This is a genomic window from Marinomonas algicola (assembly GCF_014805825.1).
Taxonomy (GTDB): domain Bacteria; phylum Pseudomonadota; class Gammaproteobacteria; order Pseudomonadales; family Marinomonadaceae; genus Marinomonas; species Marinomonas algicola.
Genome location: NZ_CP061941.1, coordinates 65,084 through 81,520, shown reverse-complemented (window position 1 = coordinate 81,520; position 16,437 = coordinate 65,084). Strand labels below are relative to the sequence as shown.

General features: G+C 41.6%; 15 protein-coding genes. 8 read left to right on the top strand and 7 right to left on the bottom strand.

Annotation, left to right across the window (positions count from 1 at the left end):
- Positions 1-45 precede the first annotated feature (45 nt).
- The 3 genes from IEZ33_RS00355 to IEZ33_RS00350 all read right to left on the bottom strand — a co-directional run bounded on the left by IEZ33_RS00355 (position 46) and on the right by IEZ33_RS00350 (position 3,248).
- Complete coding sequence (locus tag IEZ33_RS00355) at positions 46-1,473, bottom strand: amidohydrolase (RefSeq protein WP_206696931.1); 1,428 nt, start codon at positions 1,471-1,473, stop codon at positions 46-48.
- A 16-nt stretch (positions 1,474-1,489) separates the two neighbouring features.
- Complete coding sequence (locus IEZ33_RS20555; RefSeq protein WP_206696884.1) at positions 1,490-1,981, bottom strand: amidohydrolase family protein; 492 nt, start codon at positions 1,979-1,981, stop codon at positions 1,490-1,492.
- A gap of 343 nt (positions 1,982-2,324) precedes the next feature.
- On the bottom strand, positions 2,325-3,248 hold the full coding sequence (locus tag IEZ33_RS00350; protein ID WP_191601779.1) for a LysR family transcriptional regulator: 924 nt from the start codon (positions 3,246-3,248) through the stop codon (positions 2,325-2,327).
- 122 nt (positions 3,249-3,370) lie between these two features.
- On the opposite strand from IEZ33_RS00350, the gene IEZ33_RS00345 reads away from it, so the two are divergent.
- Positions 3,371-3,859, top strand: a complete 489-nt coding sequence (locus IEZ33_RS00345; RefSeq protein ID WP_191601778.1) for a GNAT family N-acetyltransferase — start codon at positions 3,371-3,373, stop codon at positions 3,857-3,859.
- Positions 3,860-3,874: 15 nt separating this feature from the next.
- Here IEZ33_RS00345 and IEZ33_RS00340 read toward each other — a convergent pair whose 3' ends face one another.
- Positions 3,875-5,071 (bottom strand): putative manganese transporter, encoded by a 1,197-nt coding sequence (locus IEZ33_RS00340; protein ID WP_191601777.1) that lies wholly within the window; start codon positions 5,069-5,071, stop codon positions 3,875-3,877.
- Positions 5,072-5,234: 163 nt separating this feature from the next.
- Between IEZ33_RS00340 and IEZ33_RS00335 the strand changes: the two genes are divergently transcribed.
- The 3 genes from IEZ33_RS00335 to IEZ33_RS00325 all read left to right on the top strand — a co-directional run bounded on the left by IEZ33_RS00335 (position 5,235) and on the right by IEZ33_RS00325 (position 6,934).
- Positions 5,235-5,486: a TIGR03643 family protein gene (locus IEZ33_RS00335; protein WP_191601776.1), complete on the top strand. Its 252-nt coding sequence runs from the start codon at positions 5,235-5,237 to the stop codon at positions 5,484-5,486.
- Positions 5,487-5,600: 114 nt separating this feature from the next.
- On the top strand, positions 5,601-6,170 hold the full coding sequence (locus IEZ33_RS00330) for a sigma-70 family RNA polymerase sigma factor (protein WP_191601775.1): 570 nt from the start codon (positions 5,601-5,603) through the stop codon (positions 6,168-6,170).
- Complete coding sequence (locus IEZ33_RS00325) at positions 6,167-6,934, top strand: anti-sigma factor (protein WP_206696883.1); 768 nt, start codon at positions 6,167-6,169, stop codon at positions 6,932-6,934. The genes IEZ33_RS00330 and IEZ33_RS00325 overlap by 4 nt, the downstream gene beginning before the upstream one ends.
- A gap of 156 nt (positions 6,935-7,090) precedes the next feature.
- On the opposite strand, the gene IEZ33_RS00320 is transcribed toward IEZ33_RS00325, so the two are convergent.
- Positions 7,091-8,752 (bottom strand): diguanylate cyclase, encoded by a 1,662-nt coding sequence (locus IEZ33_RS00320; protein WP_191601774.1) that lies wholly within the window; start codon positions 8,750-8,752, stop codon positions 7,091-7,093.
- Between the two features lie 168 nt (positions 8,753-8,920).
- On the opposite strand from IEZ33_RS00320, the gene IEZ33_RS00315 reads away from it, so the two are divergent.
- Positions 8,921-9,919, top strand: a complete 999-nt coding sequence (locus IEZ33_RS00315; protein WP_191601773.1) for an LLM class flavin-dependent oxidoreductase — start codon at positions 8,921-8,923, stop codon at positions 9,917-9,919.
- Between the two features lie 8 nt (positions 9,920-9,927).
- Here IEZ33_RS00315 and IEZ33_RS00310 read toward each other — a convergent pair whose 3' ends face one another.
- Positions 9,928-11,007 (bottom strand): GGDEF domain-containing protein, encoded by a 1,080-nt coding sequence (locus tag IEZ33_RS00310; protein WP_191601772.1) that lies wholly within the window; start codon positions 11,005-11,007, stop codon positions 9,928-9,930.
- Between the two features lie 172 nt (positions 11,008-11,179).
- A complete protein-coding gene (locus tag IEZ33_RS00305) occupies positions 11,180-13,249 on the bottom strand; it encodes a putative bifunctional diguanylate cyclase/phosphodiesterase (protein WP_191601771.1) in 2,070 nt (689 codons plus the stop codon).
- A gap of 331 nt (positions 13,250-13,580) precedes the next feature.
- Here IEZ33_RS00305 and IEZ33_RS00300 point away from each other — a divergent pair, with 331 nt between their 5' ends.
- The 3 genes from IEZ33_RS00300 (at position 13,581) to IEZ33_RS00290 (ending at position 16,435) form a co-directional block, all read left to right on the top strand.
- Entirely contained in the window at positions 13,581-14,249 is a 669-nt protein-coding gene (locus tag IEZ33_RS00300) for a 7-cyano-7-deazaguanine/7-aminomethyl-7-deazaguanine transporter (RefSeq protein ID WP_191601770.1), read from the top strand.
- Between the two features lie 629 nt (positions 14,250-14,878).
- Complete coding sequence (locus IEZ33_RS00295) at positions 14,879-16,132, top strand: sarcosine oxidase subunit beta family protein (protein ID WP_191601769.1); 1,254 nt, start codon at positions 14,879-14,881, stop codon at positions 16,130-16,132.
- 15 nt (positions 16,133-16,147) lie between these two features.
- Positions 16,148-16,435 carry a sarcosine oxidase subunit delta gene (locus tag IEZ33_RS00290; RefSeq protein WP_191601768.1) on the top strand — a complete coding sequence of 96 codons (288 nt, stop codon included), beginning with the start codon at positions 16,148-16,150 and terminating at the stop codon, positions 16,433-16,435.
- Positions 16,436-16,437: the final 2 nt, after the last annotated feature.

Genomic DNA, 16,437 nt, shown 5'->3' with positions numbered 1-16,437 from the left:
GATTGTGACATCACACCATCCCTATTATTGCGTGTATTTATGCTCTCATACGTCTTTATTGTGATACCGTCTTACGCCACCTTTCCAAGTTTCAAGTACCTTGATATCACGCATTCCAAAGGCAGAATAAACGCCATATTTAGAATTACCATAGGTTAAAGGAGACGCCTCAAGGATAACGAAATCGGCGCACTTACCGACTTCCAATGATCCGGACCATGTTTCTGCATGACATTGCCAAGCAGCGTCATACGTTGCAGCTTTTAAGGCTTGAAAGCGAGAAATTTGCTCCTCTTCGTTAAGCACAGGAAAGGGGAGAGATGCCGCAGGAGACTCGTCCTTCGTTTGCATTGAGTCATTCTTTGGTCTTGGCATGCCTGGAGCCCCTTCCATAATACGCGTAATAGCCTGTTCCATCATACGCAATGGCCCCAACGGGGTAACACTGTAATCACTGTGCAACGTAATACGCATATCGTGTTGACTAATAGCCGATTGGCAACGATCTAACAGTTGTGATTTTTCAGTTCCCAGAATCGTCTGTTGGAAAGCCCATCCCCAGTACCCCACATGCCCAATTAAGAAGCTTGGTGATGTGCCTAGTTCTTGCATTTTTTCGAGGGTGTCGTTGGTTAGTAGAGAGGCATGCTCAATGCGATCCCGACGCTGTTCCTTGGTTGCCTTCGTTAACCCTGCTCGCTCTAACGCCTCCACTGTTCGACTTGCGGCTTGATCTCCATTTGCATGAATCATCATAGGCCAGCCATTATCAACGATCTTTTTAATCAAGGTGTCGTATTCTGTTGGGTAACCATAATTAAACAATCCGATGTTAGTTTGCTTACTGACATCTTGGTCTGATTGAGGCTGGCCGACTTTATTATAAGGAAGATAGTTTTCATTACATTCATACGGTTGAAATTGCAGTCCTGTCAGACCTTGGTTGGAGCCGTCAGATAAGATTTTAATAAAGGGAATGTTAAATAATTCATTGCCTGTATTTAAATGATAGCGTCCTTCAATTTTGTCATTAAAATCCGCCAAGGTGGTCGCCGCAAGCGCACCACTTATTCGGACAGGACAATTACTCTCAGCGATGCGTTTTAACATTTCTGGCTGATTATAAAGAAAAGAGGGGCCCTCATTTTCCTTATCAACAGTAGCAGGGTCTACTCCTGCATCCAATACTGAGGTAACACCTCGGCTGCTGGCTTCAGCGAAAATCTCTTGAACCTTTAAATGAAGATCATCTGCACTCAGTGAGTTTTGCGCAGCTATAACCTTTAATACAGGTCCCAACTGAGGTAGCTCCTGCAAAATACCGTTGCAGGTGTCTAGAAACGAAACGTCTGTCTTTGAACTATTCTTGAAAAAATCTTTTACCCTTTCCATAGCAACATCATTCACATAACCAACATGCATAGAAGAATTAAGTAAGAAAATAGGCTGTTTATCTGAAACCCCATTTAGTATCGAGGCATCGAAGGCTTTATCTCCCCGCTAACAAAGAGGGGTCAACATTTCGCCCTAAAATCCATTTCATGGCCTCTTTTTCATCAGCCGAATCCTTTTCAACACAGTCTTTCAGACGCGTAACGACAAAATCACGGGTGTAATCCTCTCTCAAATTCTGCCCTTCAAAAGGTCCTACGTCTTCCATCGTATTAAAAACAGCCGAGGTGATAATGTGTAAGTGCGGTTCAAACATACCTGGTACAAGAGTATGACCAGATTCCAAAATCCGCTCCAGAGTACAATTAGGCATGGCCGCTTTCACATCTTTGTAGGTTCCTGTTGCTACAATACGACCGTTTTGAATGCCGATGGCTTCCACAGAAATGTCTTGACCGCCTGCTAACGTATGGATATGACCTAACCCATTTAAGCCTTTTTTTACACGAAATATTTTCGTCGCTGGCTCAGGTTCCTTACATGATGACTCCCGGTCGAATTGAAATTGACTATTTAGGGACTTTGGCAAAAGAAAATATTTCCAGATTGGACTACAGCAAGAGCAGGTCAAAGTGTCCGTGTCTGTATGTACGTGGCGGAGACAACAGTTCTCTAATAGATGGTCGTGGTTTGTCATAAAAATCCTTTAATACTAACAACTTGTTGAACATTAAAGATTTATTATTAGTCGGATTTTTATACTTTCTCTATTACAGTGTATTACACCGATTCTGACATCTCACATTCATAAGATGATCGTGTCGATCTCTTATCTGTATCTACCTTATTACTATTTATGGATACAGATTTCTAGATGGTTTCTGTTGCTAAACGAGATAATCCGTTAAATAAAGGCGGCGCATAAACATTTTTCATTTAGTGTTGGCTCTTTTTTGATTGAAAGAACAAAACTGTTTTTGCATCCATTGAAAACTGGCTTTGTCTGAGTTTAACCTGTGCCAGTAAACATTTAAATGATAATCCGGAATGGCTATTGGAGGGTCAAACAGTTGAATATCTATCAAAGTAGAGAGCTGTTCTGCGGCCAACCTTGGCATGGTAAGAAGTAGATCTGAATGCAATAAAGTATGTGGTGCGGCTAAAACACTGGGCAGTTGTAACATAACATTGCGCTTAAGCTTTTGTTTGGCAAGCACTTCATCCACAATCCCCTGTTTTTCTCCCCAAGGTGAGATTCTCACGTGGGAAAGCGACAAGTAGATTTCAAGAGTTAATTCTCCCTTCAATGTTGAGTGTCCTTTACGGGCAACGGTACAATAACGGTCCGTTAAGCACGTTTGAGACGATATCGTGCTAGACGATTCATTGTGATGACTAAACCCAAAAGCGAAATCGACTTCATCGTTTGTCAAATGCATTAGTGGATGGGGTGCTTTAGCGGCAATCACCGTGAGTTTTATATTTGGTGCTTGTCGGCTAACCTGGCCAACCAAATGGGGTAACAGACTAAACTCAGTATAATCTGTTGCCGAAATTTTGAACTCGGAATGGTCTGTTAATGCATCAAAAGTGTCTATATTGTTAATGGCTGAACGCAAAAATGGTAAGGCTAAAGACAGGCTCTGTGCCATTTTATGAGCTCGATCTGTTGGCTGCATTGTATTATTGATACGGATAAATAGTTCATCGTTTAAACGCCTTCTCAAACGCGCTAACCCATGACTAAAAGCAGATTGACTAAGGCACACGTCCTCAGCCGCCAAAGAGACAGACCGTTGGCGATATAAAGCATCGAATATAATCAATAAATTTAAGTCTATCTGATGCAAGTCCATACACACCTCTCGTCTCAATATGAATATTAAGCAGTTATCTCTGATAATTATGCATTGGCATCATAATAAAGGGAGTACTACACTCTGTCTATTGATCACATCCACTTTAAAAAGGTAAAAATATGAGCAATTTAATCATACGTGCCGCCACCATAGACGATACCTCGATTATTCTAAACTTTATCACTGAATTAGCCATTTATGAAAAAGCAGAACATGAGGTGCTCGCGACAGAAGACTCCATTCGAGCCAGTATATTTGATGAAAAAAGCCATACCTATGCGTTAATTTGTGAGCTTGATGGCGTGCCAATTGGCTCTGCCATCTACTTTTTCAATTATTCAACTTGGCTTGCGAAGTCAGGTCTTTACCTAGAAGATTTATACGTTTCACCAGAATATCGAGGGCAAAAAGCCGGTCTTAAATTATTAAAAGCGTTAGCAAAAATAGCTGTCGACAAGGATTGCGCACGCTTTGAATGGAGTTGTTTGGATTGGAATACGCCAGCCAGAGAGTTTTATGAGGCAATCGGTGCTCAATCACAAGATGAGTGGGTAGGCTATCGGATGACGGGGGTCGCATTGAGACATTTCGCCAAGTCGTCCACATAATCACGAAGGACACCTTTATACTTCTACAATCCAATAATATCCATAGCCGGCGATTAAAGCTGGTACGGTGGAATAGACCGTGGCCAGCAAAGCCGCTTTTGGCGCTAAAGCAATCGCAGGAAATAAGGCATCGCCATCATTACTAATGGCATTCGCAATCTGAGCAGATAAAGGAATCGCTCCTTGTAAATACAGCCCTGTCACCATAATTTGTGGTCCGCAACCTGGCAGCAATCCAACTATGGCCGCAAAAAAGATGGTGGCGCTTCCCCACAAGCTTAAGGACGGTAACCAGTCCTCACCAGCAAGCCGCAACAGCAGTTCAAACACAATAAAAGCCACCACAACCCAACTGGTTACAAATTGTGTGTCTTGTGCCACTTTTCGAATCCAATGTTTAGGCAACACATTGTCATTTTCTTTTGTTAATTCAGAGTAACGATCGCTTTTGGCCGAACAGGTCCACAAGAACAAGCACATAAACCCAGCTATGGCCCCCAAATATTCTATCGTTTGGCTGGGTAAACCCAATAAATGATTTACATCACGTTGCATCGAGAGCAGCAGCGCGACAACACTGGCCGGAATGATCAATAAGCACCAGAACGCCATACTTAAACGACTTATCCATACATCAAAATGACTAGGTGAAGTGATCAAAGCACTGTATTGCTTATCAATAGACGAACGTGACTCAAGTTGTGGCGAGGGTAAAAAGCAATCCGTAATCAGTCCAGATAGGATACCAATGCTGAGACTAATCAACAGTACAATAATGGCCTCTTCTGGCTTTTGACTGATCAGTAGAAAGGCGGCATCGCCCATTGTACTCGTCAATACAGCGACTACAGCACCAAATCCAATCCGTCCCTGAGTATACTGAGTGATAACAACAATCGCTCCACCACACCCAGGCAAGATTCCCATAAGGCCAGCAAAAATCACCTCACGATAGGGTTTTTTCTGCATCCAGAGTTGCAAAGATGAGGCGTTTAAATGATGGCTAATTCCATAATAAAGCGCCAGTGTTAGAGCAACAAAAGCAGAAACTTGCAAAAACGCATCCGCTAATACGGCCACCACCATGCCACTGAAACTTGGAACCAGCCAGAGAGCGACCAGAGCGGCGAGTATGATCATTCGCTTATTAGTGCGTTTTTTATGGAGAGCGTAATGTTGTTTGATACAAGGTGTTTCAACTTTAATAGACATAAAAAATACAACCAAAAAATGATAACGATTATCGTTTGTATTTATGTTATGCAAGAAATTAATTAATATCCACTGATTATGCTTTTAATTCCCTTTTCAGTTGAACTGAAACGCTCTTAGATCACGTACTGCATTCAATATAGAAACGTCTATTTGGAGAAATATGTTGTTGAACGCAGACGAGCAATCAAGAATCGTGGAAATGGCTTGGGAAGATAGAACACCGTTTGAGGCAATTGAGAACCAATTTGGCTTAAATGAGCAAGCCGTTATTAGATTGATGAGAAATCATTTAAAATCCAGCAGTTTCAGATTATGGAGAAAACGGGCAAGTGGCCGAAAAACCAAGCATTTAATGCTAAGATCCGCTAAAGTCACTAGAGGCTATTGCCCGACTCAATACAAACAACGCTAAGCTCACTTAAGAAATGTTTTTGTAAACACTAAAACAAGGTATGTCTCAACGGCTCAGTGAAACCTTTTCTATTGAGAAACATTAACGAATTACAACGTTACACATTTATCCTCTATGAACCCATCGTTGCTCTCAATACAGCCGTCTAGAGAATCACTGGCAAATTTACTCAATCAGGTCGCTCAAGGCGACCGCCAAGCTTTCGCGGAGTTATATCAAGCAACGCATCGGAAACTTTTTGGTATTATCTATCGTATCTTAAAACGTCAGGCATTATCTGAAGAGATCTTGCAGGAAGTGTATCTTAAAATATGGGAAAACGCTTCGTCCTATAAGGATCAAGTGTCATCGCCCATTACCTGGATGGCAACGATTGCCCGTAACCGTTCCATTGACGAGGTACGTAAAAACCAGCTACCCGATAGTGAGGCCGATGTGGACTTTGATTTAATAGTAGACGATTCAATGAAGCCAGACGATTCGCTCACTCAGAATCAAGAGTTACTTAAATTGGAGTCCTGTTTATCAGGTCTTGACTCTCCTAGGGCGGAGATGATTAAAGCAGCGTATCTAGACGGCTCATCACGCCAAGAACTTGCTGAACGTTTCAATCAACCGTTAGGAACCATTAAAACCTGGCTACATCGCAGCATTAAGCAGCTGCAAGGTTGTATGAATTTATGAATATGAACACAAACGAATCCATCCAGATGCTTGCGGCTGAGTATGTCCTTGGTACGTTAGAAAAAACCGAACGTGAGCAGGTCGAAAAACGCCGTAAAACGGACCCTGGGTTAGAAGAGGCCATTGTTCTCTGGCAGACGCATTTTTCTGGATTAAACGATTATGTCAAAGAAGTCACACCAAAAGAGTCCTTATTTGAGGATATTCTGGCACAGCTTGATCGTCGCCTGGAAGAAGAATGTGCCTATGACCTAATGCCACATACTCAGAGTGTGTCATCTCATATTATCGATATAGAGATAATGCGAGCGAAGCTGAACCGTTGGCGTATGGCCGCATTCGGTGCTTCTGCTATCGCCGCCTGCTTAGCGGTCTTTCTTATTATTAAGCCAGTCACCTTGAGTCCAGTCTCTCAAGAGAGCTTACCTTTTGTGGCCGTTTTCCAAGAAGACGATAAGCAACCAGCCTTTATTATGTCCTTAGACATTGAAACGCGTCAGCTAAGCGTTCGCTCGGTAACCGCTCAAGGTCAATTGGGTAAAACCTACCAGTTATGGATTAAGGCAGATGAAATTGGCCCTGCGCCGCGTTCATTAGGCCTACTGAGTTCCGTTGCTTCACCTACTCAAAAACAAATTGATTATGACCCGGCGATCATACGACATGCTACTTTTGGTATTAGTATTGAACCGGAAGGAGGATCTCCGACAGGCGTTCCCACCGGGCCAGCTATTCATGGCAAGCTATACCCAACGGCTTTTTAATCAGCTGAAAACGAGATTCAATACATCAGGAGAGCTGGAATAGTTGAATGCAGCTTAGGGCTAAAAGAAGATGTAGAAATCAACGTCAATGGCGGACTGATAACGAATAGTATCACCGCTAGCTAAATTATATTGGGCCTAACTCGATGGTTTTTTTTAGGCCCCTACGCTTTTCTGCGGGTTCTTTCTAGCCTCTTTGTATTGATACATTTTTAAATCCGCATCGATTAAACAATCACTTGAATTCAGGCCGCCATAGGTAGATGACACACCAAAACTAATACCTGCCGTAGGCCAGCTTTCCCTCAAGATTGATTCAAGATCTAGAATCGCATGGTGTAAACGCTGATCAATCATAGGTAGCTCTTCTTTATTATCGACAACGACAAGCAATACAAATTCATCCCCCCCGGTCCGAAATACTTCTGCAAAATGACCCACTTCCTTTGTCATTAGAGCCGCTACGTTTTGCAGAAAGCGATCGCCCTCATTATGGCCAAACGAATCATTTATCTGCTTCATTCCATCTAAATCGATCACAGTCACTGCACAAGGCTTACTTAACGCCTCTAAAGCTTCATTCATTCGAAGCCTATTTCCTACTTTTGTTAAAGGGTCAATTCTGGATTCCAATAACATCGTTATAAAGTCGTTTTGTTTCACCTTCAACCATTCAGACAAGGACAATAATATACAAAGGCAGTCAATCGCTAATGCGACAACAACGGCCAGCTCAGGGTAAATCATATAGTGTATAAGATGTAAATGAGAGGCCGAGTAATAGACTATAGCAAGTCCATAACACAGGTTACCCGCCAGATAATACTTCGCCCTATAGTCCTCATTCGATAACATTTTAACGCCAATCCAAATGCTGAACGGAACCCAGAAGGCCGCAATTAAATGGGCAAGGTAAAAGGTGCGTTGAAAAGGTAGGAAGAGCATAACGACCCCCATTAAAGCAGAGGTTTGAGCAAATCGAATTAAATATTTTGATAATACCGGATGGGATTTAGAGCAATTAAACAACGCTTGGGTAAATAGGCTAGCGCAAGCAACGGCAAATGGAAAAAGATACATGCCAGCATAAGTTAAATTAACACTTAAAGACGCAAAAAAATAATTAATTAGACCAGATGATGACGCCCATCCAAGACCATGGAGACCAATATAGCCAGCACATAACAGAGTTAATTTTTGTTTAGTGCGAAAAAATATAGCCAACGCCAACACCGCTAACATCAACATGATGACAACAGAAGACACGGTTAACGTGTTGATAATGAATAGATATTGATAAAACGTAGCTTGAGTATAAAAGGTTAATGGTACTGGTGTCGGAAAGTGCTGTGCTTGAATAATAATCCAAAGAGATCCAGAGTCATGCTGATCAAGATTCATTGTAAATGATTGATCATGTAATAAACGTGGCATCTGTTCACCATCAAGCAAGGAGAACTGCGCCACTTGCCTAGCCACACCTTGGTCTGGTTGCCAATAGACAACACCTCGATCAATAAAGTTCGCTTTAGGGACGACAAACACCGTTTGCTGAGACTCTGATGTAAGGTGGATCCTCGAAAGAAAAGAACCAGAAGAGCCGACAATACTGCCATTCACACGTTCAAAATCAGTTGTTTCTTTAAAAAAAGCCAGCTCTATTTCTTCTATCGATAAATCCGTTAATTCATTACTTATCGAATACCATAGTCCGTTATCATTTAAAGTCTGAACACTCTGATTCAAGTTAATGTCTGTTGTGGAGGCATGGGTAATGGCAGAACACCAGTAAACGATTACCCAAAAAAGCACTTTCATCACACTGTCCTCTTACATAGATACCTTACTTGAATTAAACAATAACTGACGTGATAGAAACCAGATTACGCTATATTAGTGCTTTTATTATAGAGTATTAGCCACGTTAGTACCTTTATTATTGAATATGAATGAAACAAGAGACGTGATTTACCCTTGGAGCATGTTATGCCGATACCCTTTTCCATCCTTGATCTAGCACCTGTAGGTGATGATCAATCTATTAGCGAAGCCATAGAAAACAGTAAAAAGGTCGCCAAATGCGGCGAAGACAATGGCTACCAACGTTTTTGGCTAGCGGAACATCATGGCTCACGAGGTGTAGCAAGTTCCGCGACATCGGTCATGTTAGCCGCAATTGGAGCCGCCACTCATCGAATCCGTATTGGGGCCGGCGGCATCATGCTACCGAACCACTCACCATTAGTTATTGCTGAACAATTTGGCACTCTGGCTTCTATGTACCCAAATCGTGTGGATTTAGGGCTAGGACGAGCGCCAGGAACCGATATGATGACGGCAAGAGCGCTACGTCGCAATATAACCAGCGACGTAGACAGCTACCCTGAGGATGTGGCCGAATTACAAAGCTACTTGAGTGCGGATAAGCTTACAAAACAGATTATTGCCGTGCCAGGAGAGGGAACCTATGTCCCCCTTTGGCTATTAGGATCCAGTCTATACTCTGCGCAATTGGCGGCTTATATGGGGTTACCCTTTTCTTTTGCCTCTCATTTTGCACCAGAGATGCTACTGGATGCGATCAACATTTATCGCTCGAATTTTCGGCCATCTGAACAGTTAGACAAACCCTTTGTTTCTGCTGGTGTAATGGCGTCGGTCGCAGATGTTCAAGCAGACGCTGAGTTCCACTTTACCTCAGCGAAAATTAAGTTCGCTCACCTGCGCCGTGGAACCAACCAGCCTTTCCCCAGCCCTGTTTATACCCTTTCAGAGACTCTCTCATCTTCTGAAATAGACATAATTAATAGTACATTACGCTACTCTATGGTCGGTGATAAAAAAACGGTTTCAAGAAAGTTAATGGATTTTATCAAAGCCACACAAATCGATGAAATCATTTTCTCTTTTCCAATACATAATATTGACGCTCGTTTAAGGGCTATTGAGCTCACGGCCCAACTGAGTCAAATGCAAAAAGTGTAATACTGGCTTTACATTTTTATGCACGCTTTACCAGACTGCTTTGCTTTATACAATTGTCGGTCTGCTCGGTTGAGCAGGCTGTCTTGTGTTTCATCGAGCTTCGCTTGAGCAACGCCAGCACTAAAGGTAATCGCACCATGAGTAAGCTCTTTTCTTGAAAACGCTGAAAACACTTTTCGAGTACTTATAAAAGCTTCTTTCTCTGAAAGAGGAAGTAATAACACAAACTCTTCCCCCCCAAAACGAACCGCTATCCCCTTATCTTTTATCGCTCGATCTTTTAGAACATTTGAAAACGCACACAACACTTCATCGCCATAACTATGGCCCCATTGATCATTAATTTGCTTGAAGTCATCTAGGTCCAATACCACCATCGAAAGAGGTGTCTGTTGAGTGATTTTTTCTTCGAAATAACGCTGAAAACCCCTGCGATTATACAAACTGGTTAATGGATCTTGTTCTGATAGAAACCGTAATTGCTCGGTTAAATATTCGGCTCTTTCACGCTCTAACTGAAATCGTTTAAAATAATTTTCCATAATAACCATGACAATAAAGCCAGCAAGAATAAAAGAAAAAATTAAATCCGTTTGTCGTAGAGTATCGCTGGGATAAGCAAAAATCAGGTCTGGATAATGGAGTTCAACATACACTAAAGGAATCGGTATCAGTAAAACAAACGTTTGCCCAAGTCTTCGATATAGCGCTTTATCTCTTAATAATACGGATAGATAAACCAGTGATGTCATACCCATTAAGAACGTTGGGCCACTTGATCCTCCATTACCCAACCAGTTTGTGGGTAAGGTAACTAGACTCAAAAAATAAGCAAAGACAATGGCCATTTTATAAAAGTGATATTTCCATCTGGACTGATACCAAATCCAAATAACAGCAGGAACTAAAAAAGCCTGTAAATACATATTAAGAGCGTTAGAAATGCCTAACATATAATTAAAAGAGACGGAGATAATAAAAATAACGGCGCACACCAATAAGACAAAATGATGGGTATACTGAAACGGTAGGCTTTTACTGCCTAGGAGCCAATGCAACACTTTTTTTCGTCTCGATTCGCCCTTCACATACACACCAATTATTCTATTTCACAAGAAGCAAGCACCGTTATAAAATCATCTATTTTCAACGCCATTTTGATAGTACTAACATTGATAGCATGGTCATTTACAACGCGTCAATTACGTGGCCTTACATGATATCAGTCGCAGTGCGTACCTGAAGCTAAGAAACGAGCAATCAGTTTTCAGTTTGACCAGAAGAACCTTCTATTTTGGCTCGCAAGGCTTCTGTTCTCGGGTAACTGAGTAATGACTTAAAGCTCTGCCAATCCATTGGTTTTGCTAAAAAATAACCCTGCATCAAATCACAACCGTTTGCGGCCATATAACGGTATTGATCTGCATTTTCGATTCCCTCTGCAATCGTCTCAAGTTTATAGGACTTCGCAATCAATAGAATGGCTTCAATCATGGATTCTGTGGTCTCATTTTTAGAACCTACATTATCAATAAACGACTTATCTATTTTTAAACAATCAATTGGGTAATGAATGAGTTGGTTAAATGCCGTATAGCCTGTACCAAAATCGTCTAACGCCAACTGAATGCCTAAAGAACGAATTTCGTTTAGAATTTTAATGCTGCTTGCACCCGTTTCGATAAAGCTCGTTTCCGTTATTTCTAACTTAATCCATTGGGGCTTAATATGGTATTTATCTAACAAACTACCGAGATGGAGACTAAATGACGTGTTATGCAGTTCAGCAGAAGAAATATTGATACAAAAGACAACCGTTAGATCCATTAATAAGCTGCGTTCTTGATGTATTTTTTTAAAGGTCTCTTCTATTACCCAGAGGTCTATCGCTTTTATAAGATTATATTCTTCAGCAATGGGAATAAAAATGTCAGGGCCCACACCAGATAAACGGCCTGACTGACACCTTAACAATACTTCAACGGCGTCTATCTTGAGTGTCTGGCTATTATAAATCGGCATAAAATGCAGAATAAATAAATCTTCAGAAATAGCATCCTTAATTTGTTCAGCGATCTGCTTACGAAAGTAAATATCATGTGAAACACTTTCATCAAACACTTTATAACGTATCGAATCACTTTTTCGAGCGAAGTACATAGCCGAATCAGCTTGCACCACTATATCATTAAAGGTATTCACGGTTTCTGATGAATGAGCCACTCCGAGATGAATGTTAATGATGACTTGGTTACCACTTAAATCAAAAGGCTCTTGAAGTAATGAGAACAGATCTTTTATAAGCGTTTGAGTTTGATCGGGGTCAAGGTCCTTGAACACCAAAAGAAATTCATCTCCCGATAAGCGGGATATAACCGCGCTTCTCTCATGAAACGCATACAGGTCTTTTCTGATTCGGTTCGAGAACTGTCTTAACAACTCATCACCAATTAAGTGACCATAAGCATCATTTATTTTTTTAAACCCTGCGATATCTATATAGAATAAACACACAGTACTCTTAGACAAGGCTCGTGTTACCCATTGATTGACGCCACGTCGGTTATAAGATTCTGTTACCAAATCCATTACCGCCAGTCGTTTAAGCTGATTTCGTTGCCTTGTTACCACGAGGATAACAATGGCCAACCAAACTAAGAAAATATATCGAAGGAGCTCTGTTTCTGTTAACCACTGTCCTCTTAATAAAGCACTTCGAACTTCCAGTTCATAAACGCCAGGAACAGACATATCCGTTGTCAGAAACTCAATAAATGACACATTCGAAAAATCCGTTTGGCTATGGTTAAAGCCAACATTGTATTGAGCCAGCCACCAGTTCTCTACATAGAAGGAGTGTAATGGCACAATCAACGGAGGCTCGTACACTGAAGGGTCATAGGTAATAGTATTAAATTTTAAAGAAACTAGATCTTCAGGGCGGGAGTAGGCCTTATGAAAATTTCTAAAAGAAACTTTTACTTTTTGATGCGGCATCGGCGACCGAAAACCTAAATCAATTTCAAGACGATCATACTTCGCTAGATTTAAACCACTTTTAGGGCCCTCCGCGCCTAAAGCGATAGAAATACCGCACAAATTAAACCCTGCTGAATGAGTTAAATGGCATTGTACTGACGCACTTAGGTCCGTTTCTTGTTTAAATTCTGACGTTATATTGCCTTCTTTAATTTCTGAAATTAGATTGACATGAGTCCCACTCATTAAAGGTAAATGGGTATCCAAAAAGCCTAAGCGGTGTGCAGCTAGAGCAATCAGCGATAGCAAGACGAGTAGTATAATTGCTTTAACATTTGTATCTAGAAACATTCATTGCCCCAACTAAAGAATGAAATCACGGCACGCACCAAGTAATTATATTAACGTTTTCTATAATTTCTCTATCCATTAAGGTAAAGCTATCGCTTAATGTCTCTTTTTACAAATTTGAATGCGGAAAATAGGGTTTTATTGAAAATACGTTTAACACGCTGTGTTTTACATCTTAATTAAACAATTGCCTCCCACAGTGGTTGCTGTATAATAATGCGCCGAGTTTGGCCATATACGGTCAAATGTAAACAGATAGGAAGTCCTTTGCGCACAGCAAGTACTTTCACTTGGGTTCCCTCACCCCAATCCAAACGAAAAAGGTCAAAATATGAGTCACTTTACGGCTGAACAGCGAAATAAAGCGCTGTTCTATCTTGCTGCGTTCCATTTATTGATAATTGCATCCAGTAATTATCTCGTACAAATTCCATTCACTATTCTGGGGTTACATACTACTTGGGGCGCCTTTACGTTTCCTTTTATTTTCTTAGCAACGGATTTAACCGTGCGTGTTTTTGGCGCATTACTGGCACGTAAAATCATCTTCTTTGTCATGATCCCTGCGATGTTTATTTCCTATGTTTTATCCGTCGTTTTTTCTAAAGGCACGTTTAATGGAATCACTTCGCTTGCGACGATTGACTGGTTTGTAGCCCGTATTGCTATCGCCAGTTTAATGGCTTACTTACTCGGTCAAATTCTTGATATACAAGTGTTTAACCGCTTACGCCTATTAAAACAATGGTGGATTGCCCCAGCCGCATCCACACTCATTGGCAATGGTCTAGACACGTTGGCATTCTTTGGCATTGCATTCTACCAAAGTCCTGATCCCTTTATGGCACAGCATTGGCAGGAGATTGCATGGGCGGACTATGGCTTCAAACTGGTTATCAGTCTTGGGTTATTTATTCCAATGTACGGCATTTTACTGTCGTTTTTAACCACTAAAATCACGACGATTAAAACCAATCTCGACTACTCTGAAGTGCGATAGCGTTTAATTTTCGTTAAATAAAGAATGGCGTTTATTGATAACGTCATTCTTTATACTCACTCTCGTTAAGTTGTTTTGTTACCCACCTCTTATCTTTGCACTATTTTCAATATTCGCCAACCTGACTAATACTCACTAAAAACACATCAAGACATGTCTTCAAAGCCAAATAAATTCAATACGTTAACCCATCATTATCGGGATTAAACTCGCTACGGCAGATCGCCTCAAAAAAAATCATTTATTCAATAAAGAAACATAACCCTGATACACCTTGTGACACCCCTTGTGTCTAAAAACCCTCTTTTTTGTCGTATCTGCGCAATAGGAAGTCGTATGGAAGCATAGTGCTATTTGGTCTAACCGCTATATTACTGAAAACCGTCGTAGAGGTTTGTACAAAGCCCGCTTTTACTCCCCAACACAACGGATAAAAGCGTAACGTCAAAATCAAGTGGGCGTCACTTGTATTAGAAACGATGTAGGCTGCCAGAGGTGTATGTTCAACAAAGCAGACCCTATTCGTCCTTGATCGAGCTTATCGCTAAACAGCAACGCTAGTTGGTATAAAAGAATCTTCACCGCTTTCACTTATAAGTGGGCGGCTGTCAAAAATAGGAGCTGACGATATGCAGCGTTATTCAGGTTTTGGGTTACTAAAGCACAGTTTTTCACATCATGAAAATTGGCAGCGTACTTGGCGTAATCCTACGCCAAAGAAAAAATATGACGTCATCATTATTGGTGGCGGTGGTCATGGTTTAGCGACAGCGTATTATCTTGCAAAAGAGCACGGCATCACCAATGTGGCAGTGATCGAAAAAGGCTACCTTGGCGGCGGAAATACCGCTCGTAATACGACAATAGTACGTTCTAACTATTTATGGGACGAAGCCGCTCACCTTTACGAACATGCCATGAAATTATGGGAAGGACTTTCCCAAGATTTAAATTACAACGTCATGTTTTCTCAGCGTGGAGTGTTGAACCTAGGGCACACATTGCAAGACATGCGTGATATTGAACGTCGAGTAAATGCCAATCGTTTAAATGGCATTGATGGAGAAGTTCTGGACCCTCAGCAAATCAAGGAAATCGTGCCACACATGGATTGTTCGCAAAATACACGTTACCCAATTATGGGCGCATCGTGGCAGCCACGTGGGGGCGTTGCTCGTCATGATGCTGTTGCTTGGGGATTTGCTCGGGGTGCAGACTCTTATGGCGTGGATTTAATTCAACAAACAGAAGTCACCGATTTAATTATTGAAGATGGCACAATCACAGGTGTTAAAACCAACCGTTACGGTGACATTATGGCCGATCGGGTTGGCTCGGTTGTCGCTGGTAATTCCAGTGTTATCGCAAAAATGGCGGGGTTCGAGCTGCCATTAGAATCTCACCCCCTACAGGCATTGGTTTCTGAACCGATCAAACCGATTTTAGACACTGTGGTTATGTCCAATCATGTACATGGTTATGTCAGTCAATCCGATAAAGGTGACCTGGTAATAGGCGCTGGAATCGATGGTTATAACGGCTATGGACAACGAGGTTCTTACCCAACAATTGAACATACAGTACAAGCCATAGTTGAACTGTTCCCAATCTTTAGTCGTGTTCGTATGAACCGTCAATGGGGTGGTATTGTCGATACCTGCCCAGATGCTTGTCCGATCATCAGTAAGACGCCAGTGAAGAATTTATTTTTTAACTGTGGTTGGGGAACCGGTGGTTTTAAAGCCACTCCGGGTTCAGGTAACGTTTTTGCGGCGTCTCTGGCTACTGGAGAGATGCACCCAATGGCGGAACCTTTTTCTATGTTCCGTTTCCATAATGGGGCTTTGATTGATGAACACGGCGCCGCTGGTGTAGCGCATTAATAGGAGCCATTAAGTATGTTTCATATCTATTGTCCGCACTGCGCGGAATATCGTGAAGAAGAAGAGTTTCATGCAAAAGGTCAGGCGCATCTTCCACGCCCCCTTGATCCGGATTCCCATACCGATGAAGAGTGGGGGACTTATCTATTTTTCCGCAAGAACCCACGCGGAATTCACCATGAGCTCTGGGTACATGCTGCAGGTTGTCGCAAGTTTTTCAATATGACTCGCGACACTCAAACGTATGAAATCAAAGAAGTTTATAAAATTGGCGAAACGCCATCCATAGTCGCTGAATCATAGGA

Coding starts and splice junctions, on each gene's coding strand:
- IEZ33_RS00350 (WP_191601779.1), bottom strand. CDS start 3,248: ATGGACTTGCATCAGATAGACTTAAATTTATTGATTATATTCGATGCT.
- IEZ33_RS00345 (WP_191601778.1), top strand. CDS start 3,371: ATGAGCAATTTAATCATACGTGCCGCCACCATAGACGATACCTCGATT.
- IEZ33_RS00340 (WP_191601777.1), bottom strand. CDS start 5,071: ATGTCTATTAAAGTTGAAACACCTTGTATCAAACAACATTACGCTCTC.
- IEZ33_RS00335 (WP_191601776.1), top strand. CDS start 5,235: ATGTTGTTGAACGCAGACGAGCAATCAAGAATCGTGGAAATGGCTTGG.
- IEZ33_RS00330 (WP_191601775.1), top strand. CDS start 5,601: ATGAACCCATCGTTGCTCTCAATACAGCCGTCTAGAGAATCACTGGCA.
- IEZ33_RS00325 (WP_206696883.1), top strand. CDS start 6,167: ATGAATATGAACACAAACGAATCCATCCAGATGCTTGCGGCTGAGTAT.
- IEZ33_RS00320 (WP_191601774.1), bottom strand. CDS start 8,752: ATGAAAGTGCTTTTTTGGGTAATCGTTTACTGGTGTTCTGCCATTACC.
- IEZ33_RS00315 (WP_191601773.1), top strand. CDS start 8,921: ATGCCGATACCCTTTTCCATCCTTGATCTAGCACCTGTAGGTGATGAT.
- IEZ33_RS00305 (WP_191601771.1), bottom strand. CDS start 13,249: ATGTTTCTAGATACAAATGTTAAAGCAATTATACTACTCGTCTTGCTA.
- IEZ33_RS00300 (WP_191601770.1), top strand. CDS start 13,581: ATGAGTCACTTTACGGCTGAACAGCGAAATAAAGCGCTGTTCTATCTT.
- IEZ33_RS00295 (WP_191601769.1), top strand. CDS start 14,879: ATGCAGCGTTATTCAGGTTTTGGGTTACTAAAGCACAGTTTTTCACAT.
- IEZ33_RS00290 (WP_191601768.1), top strand. CDS start 16,148: ATGTTTCATATCTATTGTCCGCACTGCGCGGAATATCGTGAAGAAGAA.